Below are 19,384 nucleotides of genomic sequence, written 5' to 3' on the forward strand. Positions count from 1 at the left end.
CGAAGTGCTGAGATCCACTCGGACGAAGGGCACCGAGTCCGAGTTAGCTCAGTGCAAGCCCCCAGGAAAGCGAAGCTGTTTTGCGAAATATCGTTTATCCATCATCAACATTTTTATTAAGTTATATCAAGACCCTCACACGAGGGTCTTTTTTCTTAATATAAAACTACCCAATCCTCCCCTGAAGCTATCCATGTATTTTTTCGGTATTTTCGTGTAATAGTAATATTTGTTTTAATCTGAGACATTAAATCCTTTGTATAACTTCCTGGGTTAATGGTAATGCGGCTATGGATGCTAGTCTCAGGCGGTAGTAAGAGCCGCTCTTTATTCAAAGTAAATTGCAAATTATCGTGAAATATAAATGTAATGTTATTGCAATAGAACTGACCTTGTTTTACCCCTCCCCACTCCTTATGATAAGAACAGATCAAAAAACTAACATCAACTATAAATCGATATTAAACCTTATCAGCAACCAGACACGGACATCAAACATATGATTGGGGAATAATAATGAGAAAACTTATCTTTACTTTATTCGCGAGCACGATGATCTTTTCTGGAACAATTTCAGCAGCAAGCGCACAAACTTCAACACCAACTTTCGCTCCATCAGCAGAACAAGTTCAACAAGTATCGGCTTCTAAAGCGACTGCTAAATCCGGAACTTTCGTTCTTAAATATAATTCAAATGTCCGCTTAGACGCGGGTGTCCATAATAAACGCATTCTTACAGCTAAAAAAGGCACGAAAGTAACTGCCACTCACCAGAAGAAATATGGCAACCAAGTTTGGTACAAAGTGAATGTTAACGGCAAAACGGGCTGGATCTTGAGCACATTGATGTCAGCATCAACTTCTAAAGTATCAGCGGCTACAGCTCCTGCTTCAAGTTCTGGCATCGTTGCGACTGCTATGTCACTACGCGGCATCCCTTACAAATTCGGCGGAACGACAACGGCCGGCTTTGACTGCAGCGGATTCACACAATATGTCTTCAAGAAAAACGGCAAGAACCTTACACGCACAACGTTGACGCAATTTGCTGAAACGGATAAAGTTTCGACACCTAAAGTCGGCGACCTAGTATTCTTCGCCAACACTTACCGTCCAGGGATCTCGCACGTCGGCATCTACATCGGCAACAACCAGTTCGTACACTCCGGCGGCGCGAAAGCGGAAGTCAGAAGCTTGAGCGATTCTTACTGGGGCCCGAAATTCCACAGCTTCAGACGATAAGTCAATAAAACATAAGAGCAAGGTGAGGCACCCATACAATTGGGTGTCTTTTTATTTTTGGTAAAATATTGCGGTGGCCTTTATGGACGGGCTTTACATATTAAGGATTTATTAACTTTAGGAGTTTTTTTACAAAAGAACTGGGAATCATAGTATACTTATTTCTTAGTAAGGCTTTATCAAATATAGAAATTTTTAGTTATACATAGGAGGAATTTTACGTTGAAGAAGACTATTATTGTGGCGTTTCTGGCATTCGTGCTGGGGATAGGCATCACGACGGCTTATTATTATTTTAAAGATAACGGCGGCGGCCAGAGTGCGGCCGGTCCGACAACTGAGCAGAAGACATTGGTTGACCAGTATCAGCCTGCGGAAGAGATTCCAGAGCTCGAAGAAGAATATGATGTAGTGGTAATCGGCGGTGAGCCGGAAGGTGTTGCGGCGGCGGTTTCAGCTGCGCGCAACGGTTCTTCTGTGTTGCTGATTGAGCACCGCGAAGGTCTTGGCGGCTTGATGACATACGGCATGCTGAACTTCATTGACATGGTGCAAGGCATCGGCGGTGACAGTGCAGTTACCGGGATCTTCAAGGAATGGCATCAGATTGTTGGCGGCGGCAGTTCGTTTGATATCGAACTGGCAAAGGCGGCGTTCCTGAAGCTCGTTGAAGATGAAGAAAATATCACATTGGCGCTTGAAACCGATTTTACTTCGGCGATTGTCGAGAACGGGACGGTTACTGGTGCTGAACTTGAAAATAAAAACGGCGATTTCATTGTAAACGGCAAACGTTTTATTGACGCGACACAGGATGCTGATTTTGCAGCTGAAGCGGGTGTTCCCTTCAATGTTGGCGGTGAAGACATCAACTTGAAAGATCGTTTGATGTCGGTGACGCCGATGATCCATTTGACAGGACTTGATTGGGACGGCGTTAAAAAAGCCGCTGATGAAGAAGTCTTCGGCTACGGCGAAGTGACGCCGATCGTGGCATGGGGCTTCGGCGACTTGCATACGACGTATCCGGCGGTTGAAGAAAATACGCGCCTGCGCGGTTTGAACCTGGTACGTGTGCCGGGCGATGAAGATCAGTATTACATCAACGCATTGCAGATTTTCGGCGTTGACGGCTTGGATGAAGCATCAAAAGCGGAAGGCCTGGAACGAGGCATCCGCGAAACGGAGCATATCGTGAAATGGCTCCGCGAGAACTTCCCTGGCTTTGAAAATGCGGAAATCGCAAGTTTCCCTGACGAAATGTATATTCGTGAAACCCGCCACATGAAGGCGGAATACATCCTGCAGATGTCCGATATCTGGACAAACGCGGATCACTGGGACAGCATCGGCTTCGGCGGCTACCCGGTTGATGTGCAGGCAACTTCTGTAAATGATTACGGTTATGTATTATCAAGTCCGGTCCAGTACGCGGTTCCTTTCCGCTCGCTGGTACCGCTAGAAATCGACAATATACTGGTTGTCAGCCGCTCAGCGGGTTACTCATCGCTTGCTGCCGGCAGCGCGCGCATCATTCCTACGGGCATGGCCGCTGCTGAAGCTGGCGGCGCTGCTGCCGCTCAGTCCATCGAAGCGGATATGAACTTCCGTGAATTGTCGAAGAGCGAATACGCGATTGAACAATTGCGCACGACGCTTGCCGACCAAGGCGCGAAAGTGGAACACTTCGATATTGAATATCCATACGAAGGCGAATGGTTCGACGGCGCGGTCCAGTATTTGATGGACTACGGCCTGGCATTCGGCGGCTATGACAACGACCTGCAAGTCGACGAGCCACAAGGAGCTCTTGGCTTCCTGAAAACTTTGGGCACCGGCTTGGTTCACACCGACGACCGGCTGAATGAACAATACGGCGATAAGCTGGCTGAAATCACTGCAGGCGTGACGTCTCCTGACGAAATGCTGACGCGTGAAGCTGCTGGTACTTATTTAGTGGAGGCGTTCAGTGATGAAGAAGTTAGTGGCAGTCCTTGGGATCAAGCTTTCGAGCTTGGCTTGATGGACGAAACCATCCACTCTCGTGTAGACAGCGAGCGCGAATTGACGCGGGCTGAAGGTTATTATTTGTTGTATAGTGTGTTAGTTAGTTTGAATGAAGAGCTGGAGTAAAGTTTTAAGTGATCGAGTGATCGAGTGATTAAGTGATTAAGTGATTAAGTGATTAAGTGATTAAGTGATTAAGTGATTAAGTGATTAAGTGATTAAGTATAGAGCCAGTGCAGAGATATTCTCTGCACTGGTCTTTTGTTTAGAAAGAAAAAACGAAAACCGATATTGCGCAAAACAGCTTCGCTTTCCTGGGGGCTTGCACTGAGCTAACTCGTGCTCGCTTCCCTTCGCCCGAGTGGATCTCAGCACTTCGCTCGAACTGGAGTTGGCTTTCCAACTCCAGTTCTAATCCCCTGGGAGTCTTCGCTATTTTGCTCCATATCTTAGAGAGTGCATTAATAAATAATATGTTGAATGATGCAGTTTGAATTCTGCGTCGCTCTTTTTTTATGGATTGCTTTTGTTGTGGAATTGTTGATTACAGAGGGATGCAGCAGCAAGTTGTCGTATAGATGGGAGTTGGTTACGTATAGATTGATTTTGTTGTCGTATAGCGGTGAGATGCTGACGTATAGAATGTGTTTGTTGTCGTATAGCGGATTTTACTTAACACTTCGATTTTTAATGGGGTTTCATCGAAAGAAAAGTGCGTTCGAATGGAAAGCAGTCCGCCCGCGGACTGCCCAGCGGGCGGCGGTTGCCGCCCGATCTTTGGTAATAGTGGGTTTGTTCTCATGGGTGAAGTTCTATCTTATGATTTTGGATGGCTATCTTATGTTTCCGTGTTTCTATCTTACGTTTTTCGAGTTTTATCTTACGGTTTGCGATTCTTATCTTACGAACGCAACTCTCCTCCGGCTCTCACCAAAAGAAAAGTACACTTGAATGGAAAGCAGTCCGCTGGCGGACTGCCCAGTGGGCGGCGGTTGCCGCCCAATCCATTCTAATAGTGGGTTGACTCGCATGGGTGAAGTCCTATCTTATGATTTTGGTCGGCTATCTTATGATTTTGCATTTCTATCTTACGTTTTTTGAGTTGTATCTTATGGTTTTCCATTCTTATCTTACGAACGCACACTTCTTCCACCTCTCAACATAAGAAAAGTGCATTCCTAATGGAAAGCAGTCCGCCAGCGGACTGCCCAGTGGGCGGCGAGCGCCGCCCGGATCCATTCTAATAGTGGGTTGACTCTCATGGGTGAAGTTCTATCTTATGATTTTGGACGTTTATCTTATGATTAAGTGTTTCTATCTTATGTTTTTCGTGTTGTATCTTACGTTTTGCAATTCTTACCTCACTAACCCACACTTACTCCTCCCCCACCCGCAAAAAAAAAGCACATCACCCCTAAGGAATGATATGCTTCGCGCCCGGCACTTTCTTCAGCGCCCAGACAATTAGAAATGAAATTGTGAATATCAGCACCCACACGACTGGCACGCCTACTAAGGCGTTCACCATCGTTTCATTGATGCCGAAGAATTTATTGAGGTAAAACTGCACCAATGGATGGATCACGTAGATGCCCAGTGTGGCGAGACTCAGCTGCGTGATGAGCGGATTTGGTTTAATGCGCGGCCCGAGCTGCTGGAATAAGGTAAAGATGAAGACGGAAATCACCATTTGCGTCGGGCGGTAATGCTCGTAATAGAATTCGTCGAGTTCGCCTTTTTGGACGGTCAGGTTATGCGTGCCGTAGACGGTCGCGAGATAAGAGATGACGGACAAGCCAAGCAGCGGCCATAGGGCCTTCTTAGGCAACGGGTAACGCACGAGATAGGCGCCTAATAAGAAGTAGCCGATATAGGGCTGGAACAGGCCGGCGACAAGTGCCGGTTCGAAGCCGTACATCTTCTGCACGAATGGCAGGAGACCTGCGAAAAAGAACCAGATGCCGAGAAAGTAGAGATACGCTTTCTGGTCCATGTTCTTGACGAGAATCTTCAAGAATGGCGCCATGATGTAGAGGCCGATGATGACGTACATGAACCATAAATGGTAATAGACGTCGTCTGTCAGAAACAGCACGACCATCTCCCACGGCGTAAACGATTCGCCCTGTTCAAACACTTTATAGGCGATGTAGACGCCGCTCCAGAAAAGCAGCGGAATGATGACTTTGGTCAGCCGCCTCTTCAGGAATTCGCCGATCGGGTCTTCCCTTTTCAAGTTGAGCAGCAGCGCGCCGCTCAGCATGAAGAATACTGGCACACACCAGCGCAGCGCCGAATCGATCCAGTTGGCGAATTGCCATTCCCATTCGCCGGTGTGGCCGGTATTGATGATCTTTGAAACAACATGGACGCCGACTACTGTGAAAATCGCCAGCACCCGCAGCCAGTCCATATAATCGTATCGCTTTGCCATAGTGGACTCCTTTTAAGATATAAATATTTTTATTCGATTTTATTGCAATATTCCCTCAGCAATGAAGCGTGAAACTCCGCAAAAAGAAAAGCGCCGGCGGCATCGTGCCCCGGCGCTTTTGGTTATTGTTCCTGGTTGGTGATCGCTGAGATCTGGTAATCGCCGAAACGGTCAATGACGATGGTGTAGATGACCGCGTGGCTGATGGAGACAAGTTTATCGTCTTCCTGGTCGTGGAATGTGAACGTCGCGTTTGCCGTGATGTGGGCTTCGTTGTCACCGATTTCGACATTTGTGATGACCGGCTCCACAGCCTGGAATACGCGCTGCTCGCCTTTCAAGCCTTCGACCATTTCGTTGCCGGCCATTTCACCCTGGCTGCCTGACAGCAGGAAGAATTGGTAGAACGTGACTTCGTCGTCGTTGAGTGAATATGGAACCAGTTCATAGAAATCCGAGATGAATCCGCGGAGCGCTTCTTCTTCAAAGCTTGCATCCGGAACTTCCGGCTGCCACGCATCGCTTTCGGCCGGAAGTGGATTTGCCGCCCATTCCTGCAACTGGTCGTTGACTGTGTAAATCGGAATCGAGTAGCCGATGTCCGGATTGTCAGTCAAAACGATTGAGTTGATGCCGAGGATTCTGCCGGATTCCGCTGAAATTAACGGCCCGCCGCTTGATCCTTGTTTGATCTTCGCAGTCATTTCATATAAATCATCGTATTTATAGCCATCGAAGAAGTCCATCCCCGTTGCCGTGATTTCGCCTTCTGTCGATGTATTGTTGATGTTTTCCGGACTGCCGAGTGCAAACACTTTCGTGCCCGCTGGCACCTCCTGCGTTTCCATTTCCATCGGCGCTTTGCCGGCAATCTCCGGCACACGGATCAACGCGATGTCCGTTGTTCTGGAAAAGCCGATGACCTGGCCATTGAATTCCTGGCCGTTGCTGTTTTTAACTGTTACGTATTGTGAGTCTTTAACGACATGCGCGTTGGTAAGGATATCGCCTTTATTGTTAAATAAAAACCCGGATCCCTGATCGAGATCGGTATATAGCGTGTAGACATATGTTTTTGCGTTGGCGATCATCGAGGAAAGATCCGGCTCCGGAACAACTACCATACTGTCATCCGGCTGGCTTACTTCTTCCACTGTCTCGTTTTTAATCGCGTCGCTGCTTTCTTCTGTATCCGTGGCTTCTTCTTCTGAAGAGTCATTTTGTTCCGTCCGGTCCGTGACTGTGCCCGGTTCAACCGTCTCCGGCTCTTCTTCTTCTATCGCGACACTGACGCCGCCTCCACCCTGGTATTCACGCTCTGAGAACGAGGTTTTTTCCAGTGATTCCTTGGTCGATTGCTCTTCCGGACTGGCGATCATCAAATAGACGCCCGCTCCGACTGCCGCCAAAAATAGGATAGTGACTAACGTAATCAGCCAGTTCTTTTTCTTGGGTGTATTATTATTTCTCATATCTACTCGTCTGTTCAATAAAATCAGCTCACTTTTTTTGATTCATTGCATCACTGCTCATTATATAGACGGATGAACCCTATGTATAGTTTCATTAAGATTGCAGAAATATTACCATTCTTACCTTTGACAGATATTTTAGAGATGCTATAACCGATATTACGCAAAACAGCTTCGCTTTCAAAACCATGCTCCTGTATCGCTACGCTAGCTTCGTCGCAAAGCGCTGGCCGAAATACTTTGGCCGCACTTGGCTGCTTGCGCTGAGCTAACTCGTGCTCGTTCCACTTCGCCCGAGTGGATCTCAGCACTTCACTTAGTCGCCTGGGAGTCTCAGCTGTTTTGCTCCATATCTCTGATTGCTTTCTGTAATTTAAGAAACATTATTTCTTTATGAAAAACAGCATACCTTCTATTTATAACATACTAAAATGTAGCGACAGCCGGTGACTCCTGCGGGATCTAGAGCGTGTCCTGAGACCCCGCAAGGAGCGCAGCGGATGAGGAGGCTCAGGCCGCTCCCCGCGGAAAGCTTCCGGCTAGAGCGAAATTATTATAGAAAATATTTTGAGCTGTTTTGCGTAATATCGATTTTATTACCACAAACGAAAAAAGCCGAGAGCATCCGCTCCCGGCTTTCATTCTTTATTCTATTCCAGTTCCCCGTACATCAACTCAAGAGCACGGTAAACGACTACCGCAGTCTCTCCACGTTTGATGTCATCTTTCGGAGCAAAGACGTTTTTGTTGCGTCCTGTCATCAAGCCAAGTGCATAAGCTTGTGAAACTGCTTCTTTAGCGTAATTTGAAACTTTGTTTTGATCTGCATATTTGTGCGACAGATCAAGACCTTCAAGAAGTGAAGCATCTTCATAGTCAACTGCGCGGATTACCATAACCGCAGTGTCCTGGCGTGAGATGTCAGCGTTCGGTTTGAACGTGCCATCCGGGTTACCAAGTACGATTCCAGCGCGTGCAGCTGCTTCGATGTATTGTGCAGCCCAGTGCTTAGCTGATACATCTTTGAATGTTCCTTCGAAGTCCTCAACCGGAAGGTCAAGTGTACGAACTAGAAGCGTTGCATACTCAGCACGAGTAAGGTCAGCTTCAGGTGCGAACAAGTCAGCTGTTTTACCTTGGATGATTCCAAGTGTTGCAAGAGCTTCAATTTGTTCTTGAGCCCAGTGTCCTTGGATATCAGCAAATGTTACAACTTCCACTTCTTCTACATCTTCTTTGACGATCGAGAATTCAACTTCTGCTTCGTTTCCAGCTACATCAACTACTTTTACTACGTAGTCGTTTTGTCCTTCGTCAAGAACAGGTACATTGAATGTGATGTCTTCGTCGAACGCATACATACCGTATGGCTCAGTGATTGTTTTACGGAATACTTCAGAACCGTCAACATAAACTGCGATTTCGTCGAAGTTATCTTGTACGTTTACTGTTACTTCCGCTTCTTCTGTTTCAAGATCTACAGATTCAGGAGCTTCTACAACTTCTACAGTTGGAGCAGTTGTATCAACCAGAATCTGACGTTGGATTTCCATTTCGTTGTCGAACTCGTCAACCGCTTTGACTTTGATCGCGTGAACGCCATCTTCCAAAGTGATTGTGTGTTCGAAGTTCACGCCATCAAATGTGTCAACTTCTTCACCGTTAACTGTTACAGCGACAACGTTTGAATCGTCTTCTACTGTACCAGCAACCGTTACTTCATTCGAATCAAGGTATTCCATAACTTCAGGTGTTTCGATGAAGATTACAGGATGTGTTGATTCTTCAGCTGTAACGCGCAATTCAACTTCTGTAGAGTTGCCTGCTACATCGTAGAATACAGCAGTCAATTCATCCGTTTTCTTAACATCTGCAGTTACTGCAAATTGAGTTGTTGATGGGGCCAATGACTCATCAGCATCTGTTGTTGCATCTTCAGTGATTTCTTCGCCATTCAAGTAAACTTCCCAGCGGTCTGCGCCAGTGTTGTCAGTGAATGATGAAACTTCTACAGTTTTCGTAGCAGCATTGTAAGTTGCATCTGCTTCAGGAGCAACCGTATCCACTGTAATCGGGAATTCGATTGACTGCCATTCAGCATCCGGGTAATCAATTACAGCGCGAAGCTGGATTTGATAGTCGCCGTCTGCAACCACTTTACCCCGGGCTTTACCGTCCCAAGCGAAATCTGGGTTGTACGTGTACGAAGCTGTACCATCATAATGCTTAACCAGGTTTTCAGCTGTACGGATCGTGCGGATTACTGTGCCCGCTTCGTTCAGGATATTCACTTCGAATTCCTTAGCGTTACGGATTAATGAATAAACAGGAAGTACCGAGTCAACCGATCCGTCACCGTTTGGTGAGAATGCGAATTTCTCTGGGTCAAATCCATCAAGATGTGTTCCGCCGTTAAGGATGTTGCCATCGCCATCAGTAAGAAGAGTCATACCGTAATAAGTCATAACTTCGTCCCATGCAAAGTAGTCAAAGATTCTTGCATCGTCCCACTCGCCGTTGAAGCCGAAGTAAGGAACTACTAGAGAAGTATTGCCAGTGATTTCTTCATTTACGTCAGTCAAAGTGACAAAGCCGTCAACGAAGAATCCGTTTTTGAAGTATGCGTCAAGTTCAGCGCTGACATCAGAGATATCAACAGTTACCGGGATTTCAACAGAACCGTTAGCAGGAACTGTTACAGTTTCCGGAGCTGCAATTGAAGCATCTTCCGTGATTACAAGTGAACCGTACTCATTTGGAATAGTTACGAAGTAATCGCCAGCGTTAACTGGAGTATCAACTTGTACTGCTACGTCAACCACGTATTCAGCTGCTTCATCAGAGAAGTTCTCTGCTGTCAAAGTGAATGTGTATTGATCGTTCGCGATTTCTTTCAAAGCAACTTTCGCTTCGCCAGTCGCTTTATTCGTTACCATTACATCCGTTGAAAGTGCATCGTGCAATTGCATCAGACCAGCACCTTGACGGCGTGGAGATACGAATTGACCTTCTTCAAGTTCAACAGGGTTAGCTGTGTTCATCATCAAGTTTTTCGCGAATTGAACGCGGTCAGCGCCTGACAATCCGAATTCTGCGTCAACTCGTTGGTAAACTAGTGCAGTACCGCCGGCTACGTGTGGAGCCGCCATAGACGTTCCGCTCATCAGGCCGTACTCATCGTTATTCAATGTAGAGAAGATGTTTCCGCCCGGAGCAGTGATTTCAGGTTTGAAATCAAGGTTCGGAGTTGGACCCCATGAAGTGAAGTCACTCATAAGACCCGAGTTCGGGTTTGGTGTTTCAACGTTATCGCCTTCGAACGATACAGTAACTGTGTTTCCTGCATCGATTTCCGCTTTCATCGCCAGTCCATCAGCCTGCAATGTAGACATGTATGGAATTTTGATAGCTGCGTCAGAAGCCATGTTGATCGTGCCAGTTGTGTTGTTGTATACGATAACACCAGCAGCGCCAGCCGCTTGTGCATTCAAGCCTTTTTCAACGAAAGCAATTTCGCCGCGTGAAATAAGAGCGAATTTACCAGTGAAATCTTTTCCTTCAAAATCAGCCGGGTTACCGAAGCCAGCGAACTCTACTTCATAAGAAGCGTTCGGCAATTCGATCGGATCAGCGTCATTTGCAAGAAGGTACATTACTTGTCCAGCTTCTTCACCATTTACATGGTAATTAAAGCCGTAGCCAGTAACGATCGTGTTTTCGAATGATGCTACACCGAATGAATCTTCAGATACACTTGGTGAACCAGTCAAACCGTAATCCTGGTTCTCTGCGTACGGATACCAAGTACCAGATCCGAACATATCAGAGTTACCAGCAGAGATTGCTACAAGGATTCCGTTTTCAGTTGAACGTTCAACTGCCATTTGCTCAGGGTTAGTTGAATCAACATACCCAGCAGTGGATCCCAGAGACATATTGATGACATCTGCGCCAAGTTTGATGGAATCATCAATTGCTTTAACGTAGATATCGCCGTAAGTTGAAGCGAAGTTCGGGTCGTTGCCGAAAACTTTCAAAGCCAATAATTGTGTTTCAGGAGCCACACCTTTAAGGCCAGGGTTTTCAGCATCCTCGTCACCATTAGCGCCTACTGTACCGGCAACGTGCATACCGTGCATAGAAGCATCTGGTCCAAGGTCAAGGATCTGGTTGTTATTGTCCATGTAGTTCCAACCGAATGGAACTTTTGCAGTGAAGTATTCACCGTGTTCAATAGAACCGTCAGCAAGCAAAGCCTGCACTTCGTCTTTCGTGATGTCTCCAGTAGAGTCATCAGTCAAAACCATGTCTTTGTGGGAAGGATCGATACCAGTGTCGATAACGCCGACAACCATTCCTTCACCTTTGTAGCCGAAATCGCCCCAAGCTTGTTGAGCTTGAACCAATTCTTTAGAGTATTTCATTTCAGGCTGTACAGAAGGACGTGTGTATTCAGTCGCTTCGTATACTTTCTTAACGCCTGCAGTATTCGCGATTTTTTCAACTTGTCCAGCTGCTACATTAGCAGAGAAACCGTTGAAAACAGTCGTGAAGTTTTCAAGATATGTAACGCTTGGCGCAGCCATTTTCACAGCCGACTGAACAGTCACCTGATCAGATTCTACAGCCGCTTCGAGACTTGCTTTTTCTGACTCAGGAAGGTCTTTGTAAAGAACTCCTTTTTGAGTCGCCGTTTCAATTGTTGGAGCTTTTTCAAGTTCCACAATCACACGGACTGTTTTGGATGGATCTTCCGGGTTCACGAATTTTTCCGGTACTTTGACAGCTGGTTTTTCAGCGTTCAAAGTCGGAAGGTCCGATACGGACTTGGTCGTCGCCGCGGATACGCCGGTCAAACCGAAGACAGCAGAGCTGAGCGTCATCATTACGACTAACATCGTAACTAACGCTGTTTTAAACTTCTTCAATGTTTTTCCCCCTTTTATTGGTTGGTAATTGTGCAATTATTCCTAATTGCATAACACTATTAAATTTACCATAAATTTTCAGTATTGCAAACGTATTCTTAATATTTTTTTGAATATTTGGCGTATTTATTGTGATATTGGGTTTAGGGAGTGTTAGGGGATGGTGGATTATTGGAAGTTGCACGAAATTTAGGAGGGCGGGTGATAATTGGAAGATCATTTGTACATTGGGCAAGATTTCACACACTTTGCTTGTGAAAAGCATCTATATAAATTGCACTACCAATCTTTATAATCGATATTCCGCAAAACAGCTTCGCTTTCCTGGCTGCTCGCGCTGAGCTAACTCGTGCTCGTTCCACTTCGCCCGAGTGGATCTCAGCACTTCACTTGGTCGCCTGGGAGTCTCAGCTGTTTTGCTCCATATCTTAGAAAGTTCATTAATAAAATAAGATTTGAGTGACGCAGTTCAAAATCTAGGGTGGCTCTCTTAAATGAAGGTTTGTTGACGTATAAAAGGGAATTGGTGTCGTATAGAATGTTTTTGTTGTCGTATAGCGGTAAGTTGGTGTCATATAGCGAGTATTACTTAACGTGTTGATTTTAGATGTGGGGGTTTTCGTAAGAAAAGTACAGGGGAATGGAAAGCAGTCCGCCCGCGGACTGCCCAGGGGCGGCCATTGCCGCCCGATCCATTCTAATAGTGGGTTTACTCGTATGGGTGAAGTTCTATCTTATGGTTTTGGCGGTTATCTTATGATTTAGTGTTTTCAGTTTACGTTTTTCGAGTTGTATCTTACGGTTTGCGATTCTTATCTTACGAATTCATATTTCGTCCGACTCTTATCAAAAGAAAAGTGCATGGGAATTGAAAGCAGTCCGCCAGCGGACTGCTCAGTGGGCGGCCGTTGCCGCCCGATCCATTCTAATAGTAGCTTTACTCTCATAGGTGAAGTTCTATCTTATGGTTTTGGTCCTATAACTTATAATTACACATTTCTATCTTACGTTTTTCGAGTTGTATCTTACGGTTTGTGATTCTTATCTTACGAATTACTATTAGCCTCGGCCCTCATCCATAAGAAAAGTGTATTTATGTAGAAAGCAGTCTGCTCAATCATTCCTTCTCTTGCTATAAAAATCAACTTTACTTCCTTAAAATCCTCTTCCTAAATCTACAAAATATTTCCCGGGAAATACCACAATCTCCTTCCCCTTTACTTCATCTTTACCTTGACTTTACATATTATTTACAGAAGAATATAAATAGATAAAAATATAGATATTCATAGGTGGGTAATGATGAAAAAAGAGCATATTGTAAAATTTTTGACGAGCCATTTATTTATTGTCACGGCCATACTGATATTAAAGATCATCTTCCTCCGCTACTTGCTGTTCGGCGAGGCGGATATCACTCGGGCACTCGTGCTCGAGTTGAGTTATATTCTTGTCTTCACTGCTTTGATTGAGCTGATTGCCGGCAAATGGAAACCTGGTGCTTTTTTATTGCTCAACCTGATATTTTCGACGCTATTTTTGGCTGTCGTTATGTATCACGCGTTCTTTGGCCGCATCGTTACTTATTTTGCGCTGTTCCAATTGGGACAGGTCGGGACAATTAACGAAAGTGTCAGCGCGTTGATCAAGCCGATTTATTTCCTGTTCTTTGCAGAGATTGTCGTGCTGATCATTTTATTGCTGATCCGCAAATATCCGATCCGCAATTATTCCTTGAACAAGAAGTTTGTCGTGCTCCCGCTTCTTTTATTGGCGGTTATCGTTTCAGTCTTTAATTTCCAGGCGCATAAAGATGAAGCCATTTCGAACAATGTTTTGGCTGCAGAGGAAAAAGGCATTTTGAATTACGAGGCGCTGGAAATTTATCTGGGGCCCGAGGGGCAAGCGGCGATCGAAACGGATATTTCGGTCGAGAATTCTGCCGAGTTGATTGAAGAAGTGCGCAACTTGAAAGGCTTGGAATACATCCCGCCGGAAGAGCGTAAATTTTTCGGCGCTGCTGAAGGCCGCAACTTGATCGTGATTCAAGTTGAATCGATGCAGAGCTTCCCGGTCGGACTTGAACTGGACGGCAAAGAAGTGACGCCGAACCTCAACAAGCTAGTAGACGGCAGTTTCTATTTCCCGAACACTGCACAACAGACCGGCCCGGGTAATACATCTGATGCCGAATTCATCGTCAATACATCCCTTTACCCAACGGCGTTCAATCCGACGTCCCAGACTTTCGCCGATCGTTCGTTCCCGAGTCTGCCGCGCCTGCTGAAAGGTGAAGGCTACACGACTTCGACATTCCATGCCGACGATATCAGTTTTTGGAACCGCAACGAACTGTATCCGGCGCTTGGCATCGAGAAATATTATTACGGTGAGTTTTTCGGCAATGAAGATATAATTGGCATCGGTCCATCCGATGAAGTGATGTTTAACAAGGCGCTGCCGGTTCTCCGTGAATCCCATATGAAGAACAAACCGTTTTACACGCAATTGGTTGGACTCACGAGCCATCACCCGTTCCATCTGCCGGAAGAGCATCAGCAATATGACCTGCCGGAACGCTTCGAAGGCTCATTGACCGGCGAGTATTTGGTTTCCATCAATTATATGGACCGCGTCATCAATGATTTTATTGAACGACTGAAAGAAGAAGGCATTTATGAGAACTCAGTCATCGCCATCTACGGCGACCATTTCGGCCTCCAGCAAAGCGCTATCGAACAGCGTGATGTGGATCTCGTAACCGAATTGCTCGGCAATGAATACAAGACGATCGACCGGTTGAAGATTCCGTTCATCCTTCACGCACCGGGCATCACCGATGAAGGCGAAACTTTCGACCAGCAGATTGGCCAGCTCGACATGATGCCGACTATCGCTAACCTGCTTGGCCTAACACTCGATGATATGGTCATTTTCGGCCAGGATGTGTTGAACCATCAGGAAACGCTTCTCGGCGCACGTTATTATCTGCCGGTCGGTTCTTTCTGGAATGAAGAAATCCTCTTCATCCCGGAGAAAGGCTTTGAAGACGGCACTGCGTATGATCTCGAAACCGAAGAAATCATTCCTGATTTCGAACAATACCGCGAAGATTATGACCGCGTGCTGCATCTCGAATACTTATCGGATGCGTACATGAAGACGCTGCCTGTCAGAGATTAATTTCGAAACCCGCTCCCCGCCTCGTTTGGCTGGAAGCGGGTTTTTCTTTGACGTTACGTTATAGTTTTCAAATCAACCCAAAGATGAGACTTAAAGTATTTTAGATATGGAGCAAAACAGCGAAGACTCCCAGGGGATTAGAAACCCAGTTGGCTTTCCAACTGGGTTTCGAGCGAAGTGCTGAGATCCACTCGGGCGAAGGGAAACGAGTCCGAGTTAGCTCAGCGCAAGCCCCCAGGAACGCGCAGCTGTTTTGCGGAATATCGTTTTCCTACATTTCTTCCTCAACTACACAAAAAAGCGAGGCCCCCATTTCCAGGGAGCCTCGCTTATCATTTAGCTTACATCATTAGTTTGATGTGTACGGTAAGAACAGTGAGAACATCTTCGCTGCTTCTTCACGTGATGTTGAACGGAATGGGTTAAATTTCCCGTTGTATCCTTCAACGATTTTCTTGTCGTGCAGCAATGTGATTGCTAGTTTTTCATCGTTCGTCAGGTTTTTGATGTCGCTGTATGGAGCCAATTTGGCAATTCTGTAATCACCGTTGATTTTCGTGTAAACGCGGTCAAGCAACAACGCGAAATGGGCACGTGAGATGTACTCGTTCGGCTTGAATTCAGTTGCTGTTTTACCTGTGATCAATCCAGCAGCGTAAGCGGCATTGATCTCGTTTTGACGGTCCTGGTGAAGTCTTGAAATATCCTTGAATGGAGATTTCGGTGCGTTTGCAGTGTCCATTTCAAGGATACGCGTCAAGATTGTTACTGCCTGGTAGCGCGTCAGGCTGCTTTGCGGTGAATACGTCGTTTCCGTCGTACCGTTTACAATCCCTCTGTCGAAAAGATCTTTGATGTAAACGTATGACCAGTCCGTCACTTTAATATCCGTGAACGGCATTTCTTTAACCGGTGGTTCTGGTGTGAAATCGATTTGGATCAACACTGGGTCGTGGTCAGATGCACGTCCGTGCTCTTCCATGAACATTGAGTTGATGTGGACCATATCGATTTCTGTCTGAGCTGCGATATTATTAGTAACTAGCGCATGGTCAAGAACTTGCGAGTTGCCTTGGTAGTAATAAGAGAAACGGTCATCAAGCGGCACATCTTCGACTTTATTCGTTAGAATATCGCCTTTCAATGCGGCAAGAGCCGGTGTGAATTCGAAGTCGTTCATGTCGCCTGTTACGACTACATTCAGATCCGGATCCTGTTTTTGGCCTTCTACGATAAAGTCATTGATCATCGTCGCAAGACCGATTCGTTCTTGTTCAGATCCAAGGAATGGAGGCTGGTTCTGTCCGAATAAAGGCTGGTCGCCGCCTTTAGAGTTTAAGTGAGCTGCGATGACAACGACTTTCTCGCCTTGGAAATCAAATTGAGCGGCAAGCGGTTTACGCGTGCCTGGTTGATTTTTTGGATCGATGCGTCCTGGGTTCAATGCCAATTCGCCGTCCACCCATGAGTTATCTTCATCAAATGCGCCTTTTTCACCTTCAGCAAATGTTACGCGCTCAGGGTTATAAAGGAAACCGACGCGGATGTTACCGTCCGGCTGTCCGCCGTCTTTATTGTATTCAGGAGCAATATCAGTCCAAGCGTAAGTTGGTCCGCCTGCAGCTTCGATAGCCGCAATCAGACGCTCATAGCTCTGTGATGCGTCGCTGTCGCCTGAAGCCTTCGGTCCGTCGTTGTCCTGAACTTCAACCAATGCAACAACATCAGGAGAGTTCAAGTTTTCAACAAATGATTCGCCGATGCGAGCTGCTTTTTCGTCCGATGTATGGCCAGGGTCTGCAGAGAAGTTCTCCATATTATACGTAGCTACTGTCAATTTTTCTTCGTCAGCAGTGATCCACGTTGTTTCTGGAGCAGTATCGCCTGTTACAAACGTCGGAAGGTTTTCTTCTTCAGTCCATAGTTTGTAGTTGCCGAATCCGTAGCCCATAACGCCAGTGATTTGGCCGTCGAAAGAATCGCCAGCTTTTGCAACGAAGCTTTCATTGTCAAAATCAACAGTGATGCGTTCTGGATTGTAATCATTTTCAGAGATCAAAATTCCGCCTTGCTTATGGAATTCAGTGTTTGGAGAATTTTCAGCGACTACAACCACTTCGCCGTATTTCTGCGGTCCAACAATTTGTGCATTCGGCACTGCCAGATACATCAATTCAAGGGATTCCCAGAAATCGATTCCATCTTCAGCAGGGTCAAATGAAGTCAAACCGTCGTTGTCGATAATTTCAGATGGCGGCGTAACATCTTCACCGATTACGATCGGTTCCGGAAGGTCAGCTGTTCCATCTTTTGCTACGTCAGTAGCGCGGATGCGTGTGATCGGCATATCGTTGTCGCGCATATCCGAATAGCCTTCCTGGAAATGCTCTTCAACAGTACCTGCAACAGTGACCAAGTCACCTACAGCCACATTGTTTGAAGCCATGTTGACCATCAATGCATCAGAAGTCGTCAAATCGTTATCCGCTTCAACATCCTGAATGACAAAGTTAGCAGAGTTGTAAATATGTGTAACCACACCTACGATTTCGTTGACAACTACATCTTCATAATCCGAATAATGGCCATCACCTTGGATGTCGCGGATTCTCAAGTCAGCTGTTTTCAATACCGTATATTCGAATGAAAACACTTCAGATGTATCGCTTCCTACAGCGATTGCTTTAATCGTTGTATCTTCAGAAAGCGTGATTGGTGCAGTGTATTCTGTGCTTAAAGCTGTCGGCGTGCTGCCGTCAACTGTGTAATAGATTTTTGCAGATTCCCAGCCAGACTGAAGGGTAATTTCAGTGCCTTCAGATACGATGCCCGGGAAAATGTCTACATAAACTGCAGGTTTATTCACAAGGTCAAAGCTTTCAAGACCCAATGTTTTTACCTGGAAGCTGTCGTTGTATTTCGAAGCGATCCCTGTAACGTTGATCAGGTCGCCATCTTTAAACTGCTGTGTGAAACGGTCGAACGTCAAGCCGTTGCGGTTGTCGTTGCGGACAACTACAGCGTTGCCGTCTGCATCAGTTGCAGTAAACTCGAAAGTTCCGTAATCGTTTACAGCATTCAAGTTAGAAATTGTAACTTTGTTCATCTCGATCAATTCACCTTGCGTGTCCACATCGACACCTGCAGGAGTGATTGATTGAACAGCCGGCAATTCGTTTCCTGAAGAAACGATGTCAATCGTATTCGGCTGCAATTGCAATTCGCCGCTATACTCGGAAATCGAACCTGTCAGACGAACGATGTCGCCAGGCGCTACGTCAGCGTTGCTTGTGTAGACGTAGATTCCGGCAGTGTCATCCTGGACGTAGAAAGCTTTCCCGCCCCAGAATCCTGTGCCTGTCGTAACTGTTGCTTCCACTTGGATCAATTCACCAACTGCAGCGCGTGCTTCCAATACTGAATCGACAACAGTCGCTTCAGGTGGAGCTTCGCCTTCAGAGAGGATTGTGAAAGCGGTTGGAGATGTAATACCAGGAACGCCAAAATATGCTTTCAAAGTTCCTGTAATGTTAATTTCTGCTTTGAAATTTGTTGGGTTATCCACCAAATTCAATGCTGCGCGAGTCGCACCAGATGGCAATTGTACAGTAAGAATTTTTGCCGGATCTGTTTCATCCGGTGAATCCGCTAATGCCATATTCGTAGCGCTTGTAAACGGCGCTTCCTGATCATAATTCCCGCCGCTGACGACAGTCCCTACAATATACCCGTTAACCGTTGCATCACCGCTGTTAGTCGCAATCGCTTCAGCAACCGTAATCGGTGCTGCTTCAGCATTTGCCTGCGTCGCTGCATATGGCAGAACCGCAGAAATAACTAATAGAAAACTCAAGAATAATTTACCAAAAGAACTTTTCGTCAATGAATTTCACTCCTCAATAGTTGGGACAGATAAAAACATTTAACTAATAAATAACAAAAAAGTAATAAAATGCTGTAAAGCCAGTAAAAGGCAGCCCCTCCTTGTGGAAGAGGCTGCTTTTCTAACTAGATAAGAAAGTACAAAAATTTTAACATTTTTAATGGCTTTGGAAGATCGAAGCTATGTCCAGACTCCAGCGGCCAAGTCTTGACCGACGCCTGCGAGGTCAAGGCTT

7 protein-coding genes are annotated in these 19,384 nt (G+C 46.0%); 3 read left to right on the plus strand and 4 right to left on the minus strand.

The window, feature by feature from the left end; genetic code table 11:
* Nucleotides 1-516 precede the first annotated feature (516 nt).
* Complete coding sequence (locus AC2Q9J_RS09480) at nucleotides 517-1,242, plus strand: C40 family peptidase (RefSeq protein ID WP_499039316.1); 726 nt, start codon at nucleotides 517-519, stop codon at nucleotides 1,240-1,242.
* Between the two features lie 222 nt (nucleotides 1,243-1,464).
* Complete coding sequence (locus AC2Q9J_RS09485; protein WP_499039318.1) at nucleotides 1,465-3,375, plus strand: FAD-dependent oxidoreductase; 1,911 nt, start codon at nucleotides 1,465-1,467, stop codon at nucleotides 3,373-3,375.
* A gap of 1,288 nt (nucleotides 3,376-4,663) precedes the next feature.
* Here AC2Q9J_RS09485 and AC2Q9J_RS09490 read toward each other — a convergent pair.
* The 3 genes from AC2Q9J_RS09490 to AC2Q9J_RS09500 all read right to left on the minus strand — a co-directional run bounded on the left by AC2Q9J_RS09490 (nucleotide 4,664) and on the right by AC2Q9J_RS09500 (nucleotide 12,083).
* Nucleotides 4,664-5,683, minus strand: a complete 1,020-nt coding sequence (locus AC2Q9J_RS09490) for an acyltransferase (protein ID WP_499039319.1) — start codon at nucleotides 5,681-5,683, stop codon at nucleotides 4,664-4,666.
* A gap of 122 nt (nucleotides 5,684-5,805) precedes the next feature.
* Nucleotides 5,806-7,155: a S1C family serine protease gene (locus AC2Q9J_RS09495; RefSeq protein ID WP_499039320.1), complete on the minus strand. Its 1,350-nt coding sequence runs from the start codon at nucleotides 7,153-7,155 to the stop codon at nucleotides 5,806-5,808.
* Between the two features lie 650 nt (nucleotides 7,156-7,805).
* Nucleotides 7,806-12,083, minus strand: a complete 4,278-nt coding sequence (locus AC2Q9J_RS09500) for a S8 family serine peptidase (protein WP_499039322.1) — start codon at nucleotides 12,081-12,083, stop codon at nucleotides 7,806-7,808.
* Between the two features lie 1,302 nt (nucleotides 12,084-13,385).
* On the opposite strand from AC2Q9J_RS09500, the gene AC2Q9J_RS09505 reads away from it, so the two are divergent.
* Nucleotides 13,386-15,266 (plus strand): LTA synthase family protein, encoded by a 1,881-nt coding sequence (locus tag AC2Q9J_RS09505; RefSeq protein ID WP_499039324.1) that lies wholly within the window; start codon nucleotides 13,386-13,388, stop codon nucleotides 15,264-15,266.
* 349 nt (nucleotides 15,267-15,615) lie between these two features.
* Here the strand turns inward: AC2Q9J_RS09505 and AC2Q9J_RS09510 are convergent, their stop codons facing one another.
* Nucleotides 15,616-19,149, minus strand: a complete 3,534-nt coding sequence (locus tag AC2Q9J_RS09510) for a DUF8508 domain-containing protein (RefSeq protein ID WP_499039326.1) — start codon at nucleotides 19,147-19,149, stop codon at nucleotides 15,616-15,618.
* Nucleotides 19,150-19,384 lie beyond the last annotated feature (235 nt).

It is taken from the genome of Planococcus sp. RAB007_Raresut, assembly GCF_057369535.1.

Coding starts and splice junctions, on each gene's coding strand:
- AC2Q9J_RS09480 (WP_499039316.1), top strand. CDS start 517: ATGAGAAAACTTATCTTTACTTTATTCGCGAGCACGATGATCTTTTCT.
- AC2Q9J_RS09490 (WP_499039319.1), bottom strand. CDS start 5,683: ATGGCAAAGCGATACGATTATATGGACTGGCTGCGGGTGCTGGCGATT.
- AC2Q9J_RS09495 (WP_499039320.1), bottom strand. CDS start 7,155: ATGAGAAATAATAATACACCCAAGAAAAAGAACTGGCTGATTACGTTA.
- AC2Q9J_RS09505 (WP_499039324.1), top strand. CDS start 13,386: ATGAAAAAAGAGCATATTGTAAAATTTTTGACGAGCCATTTATTTATT.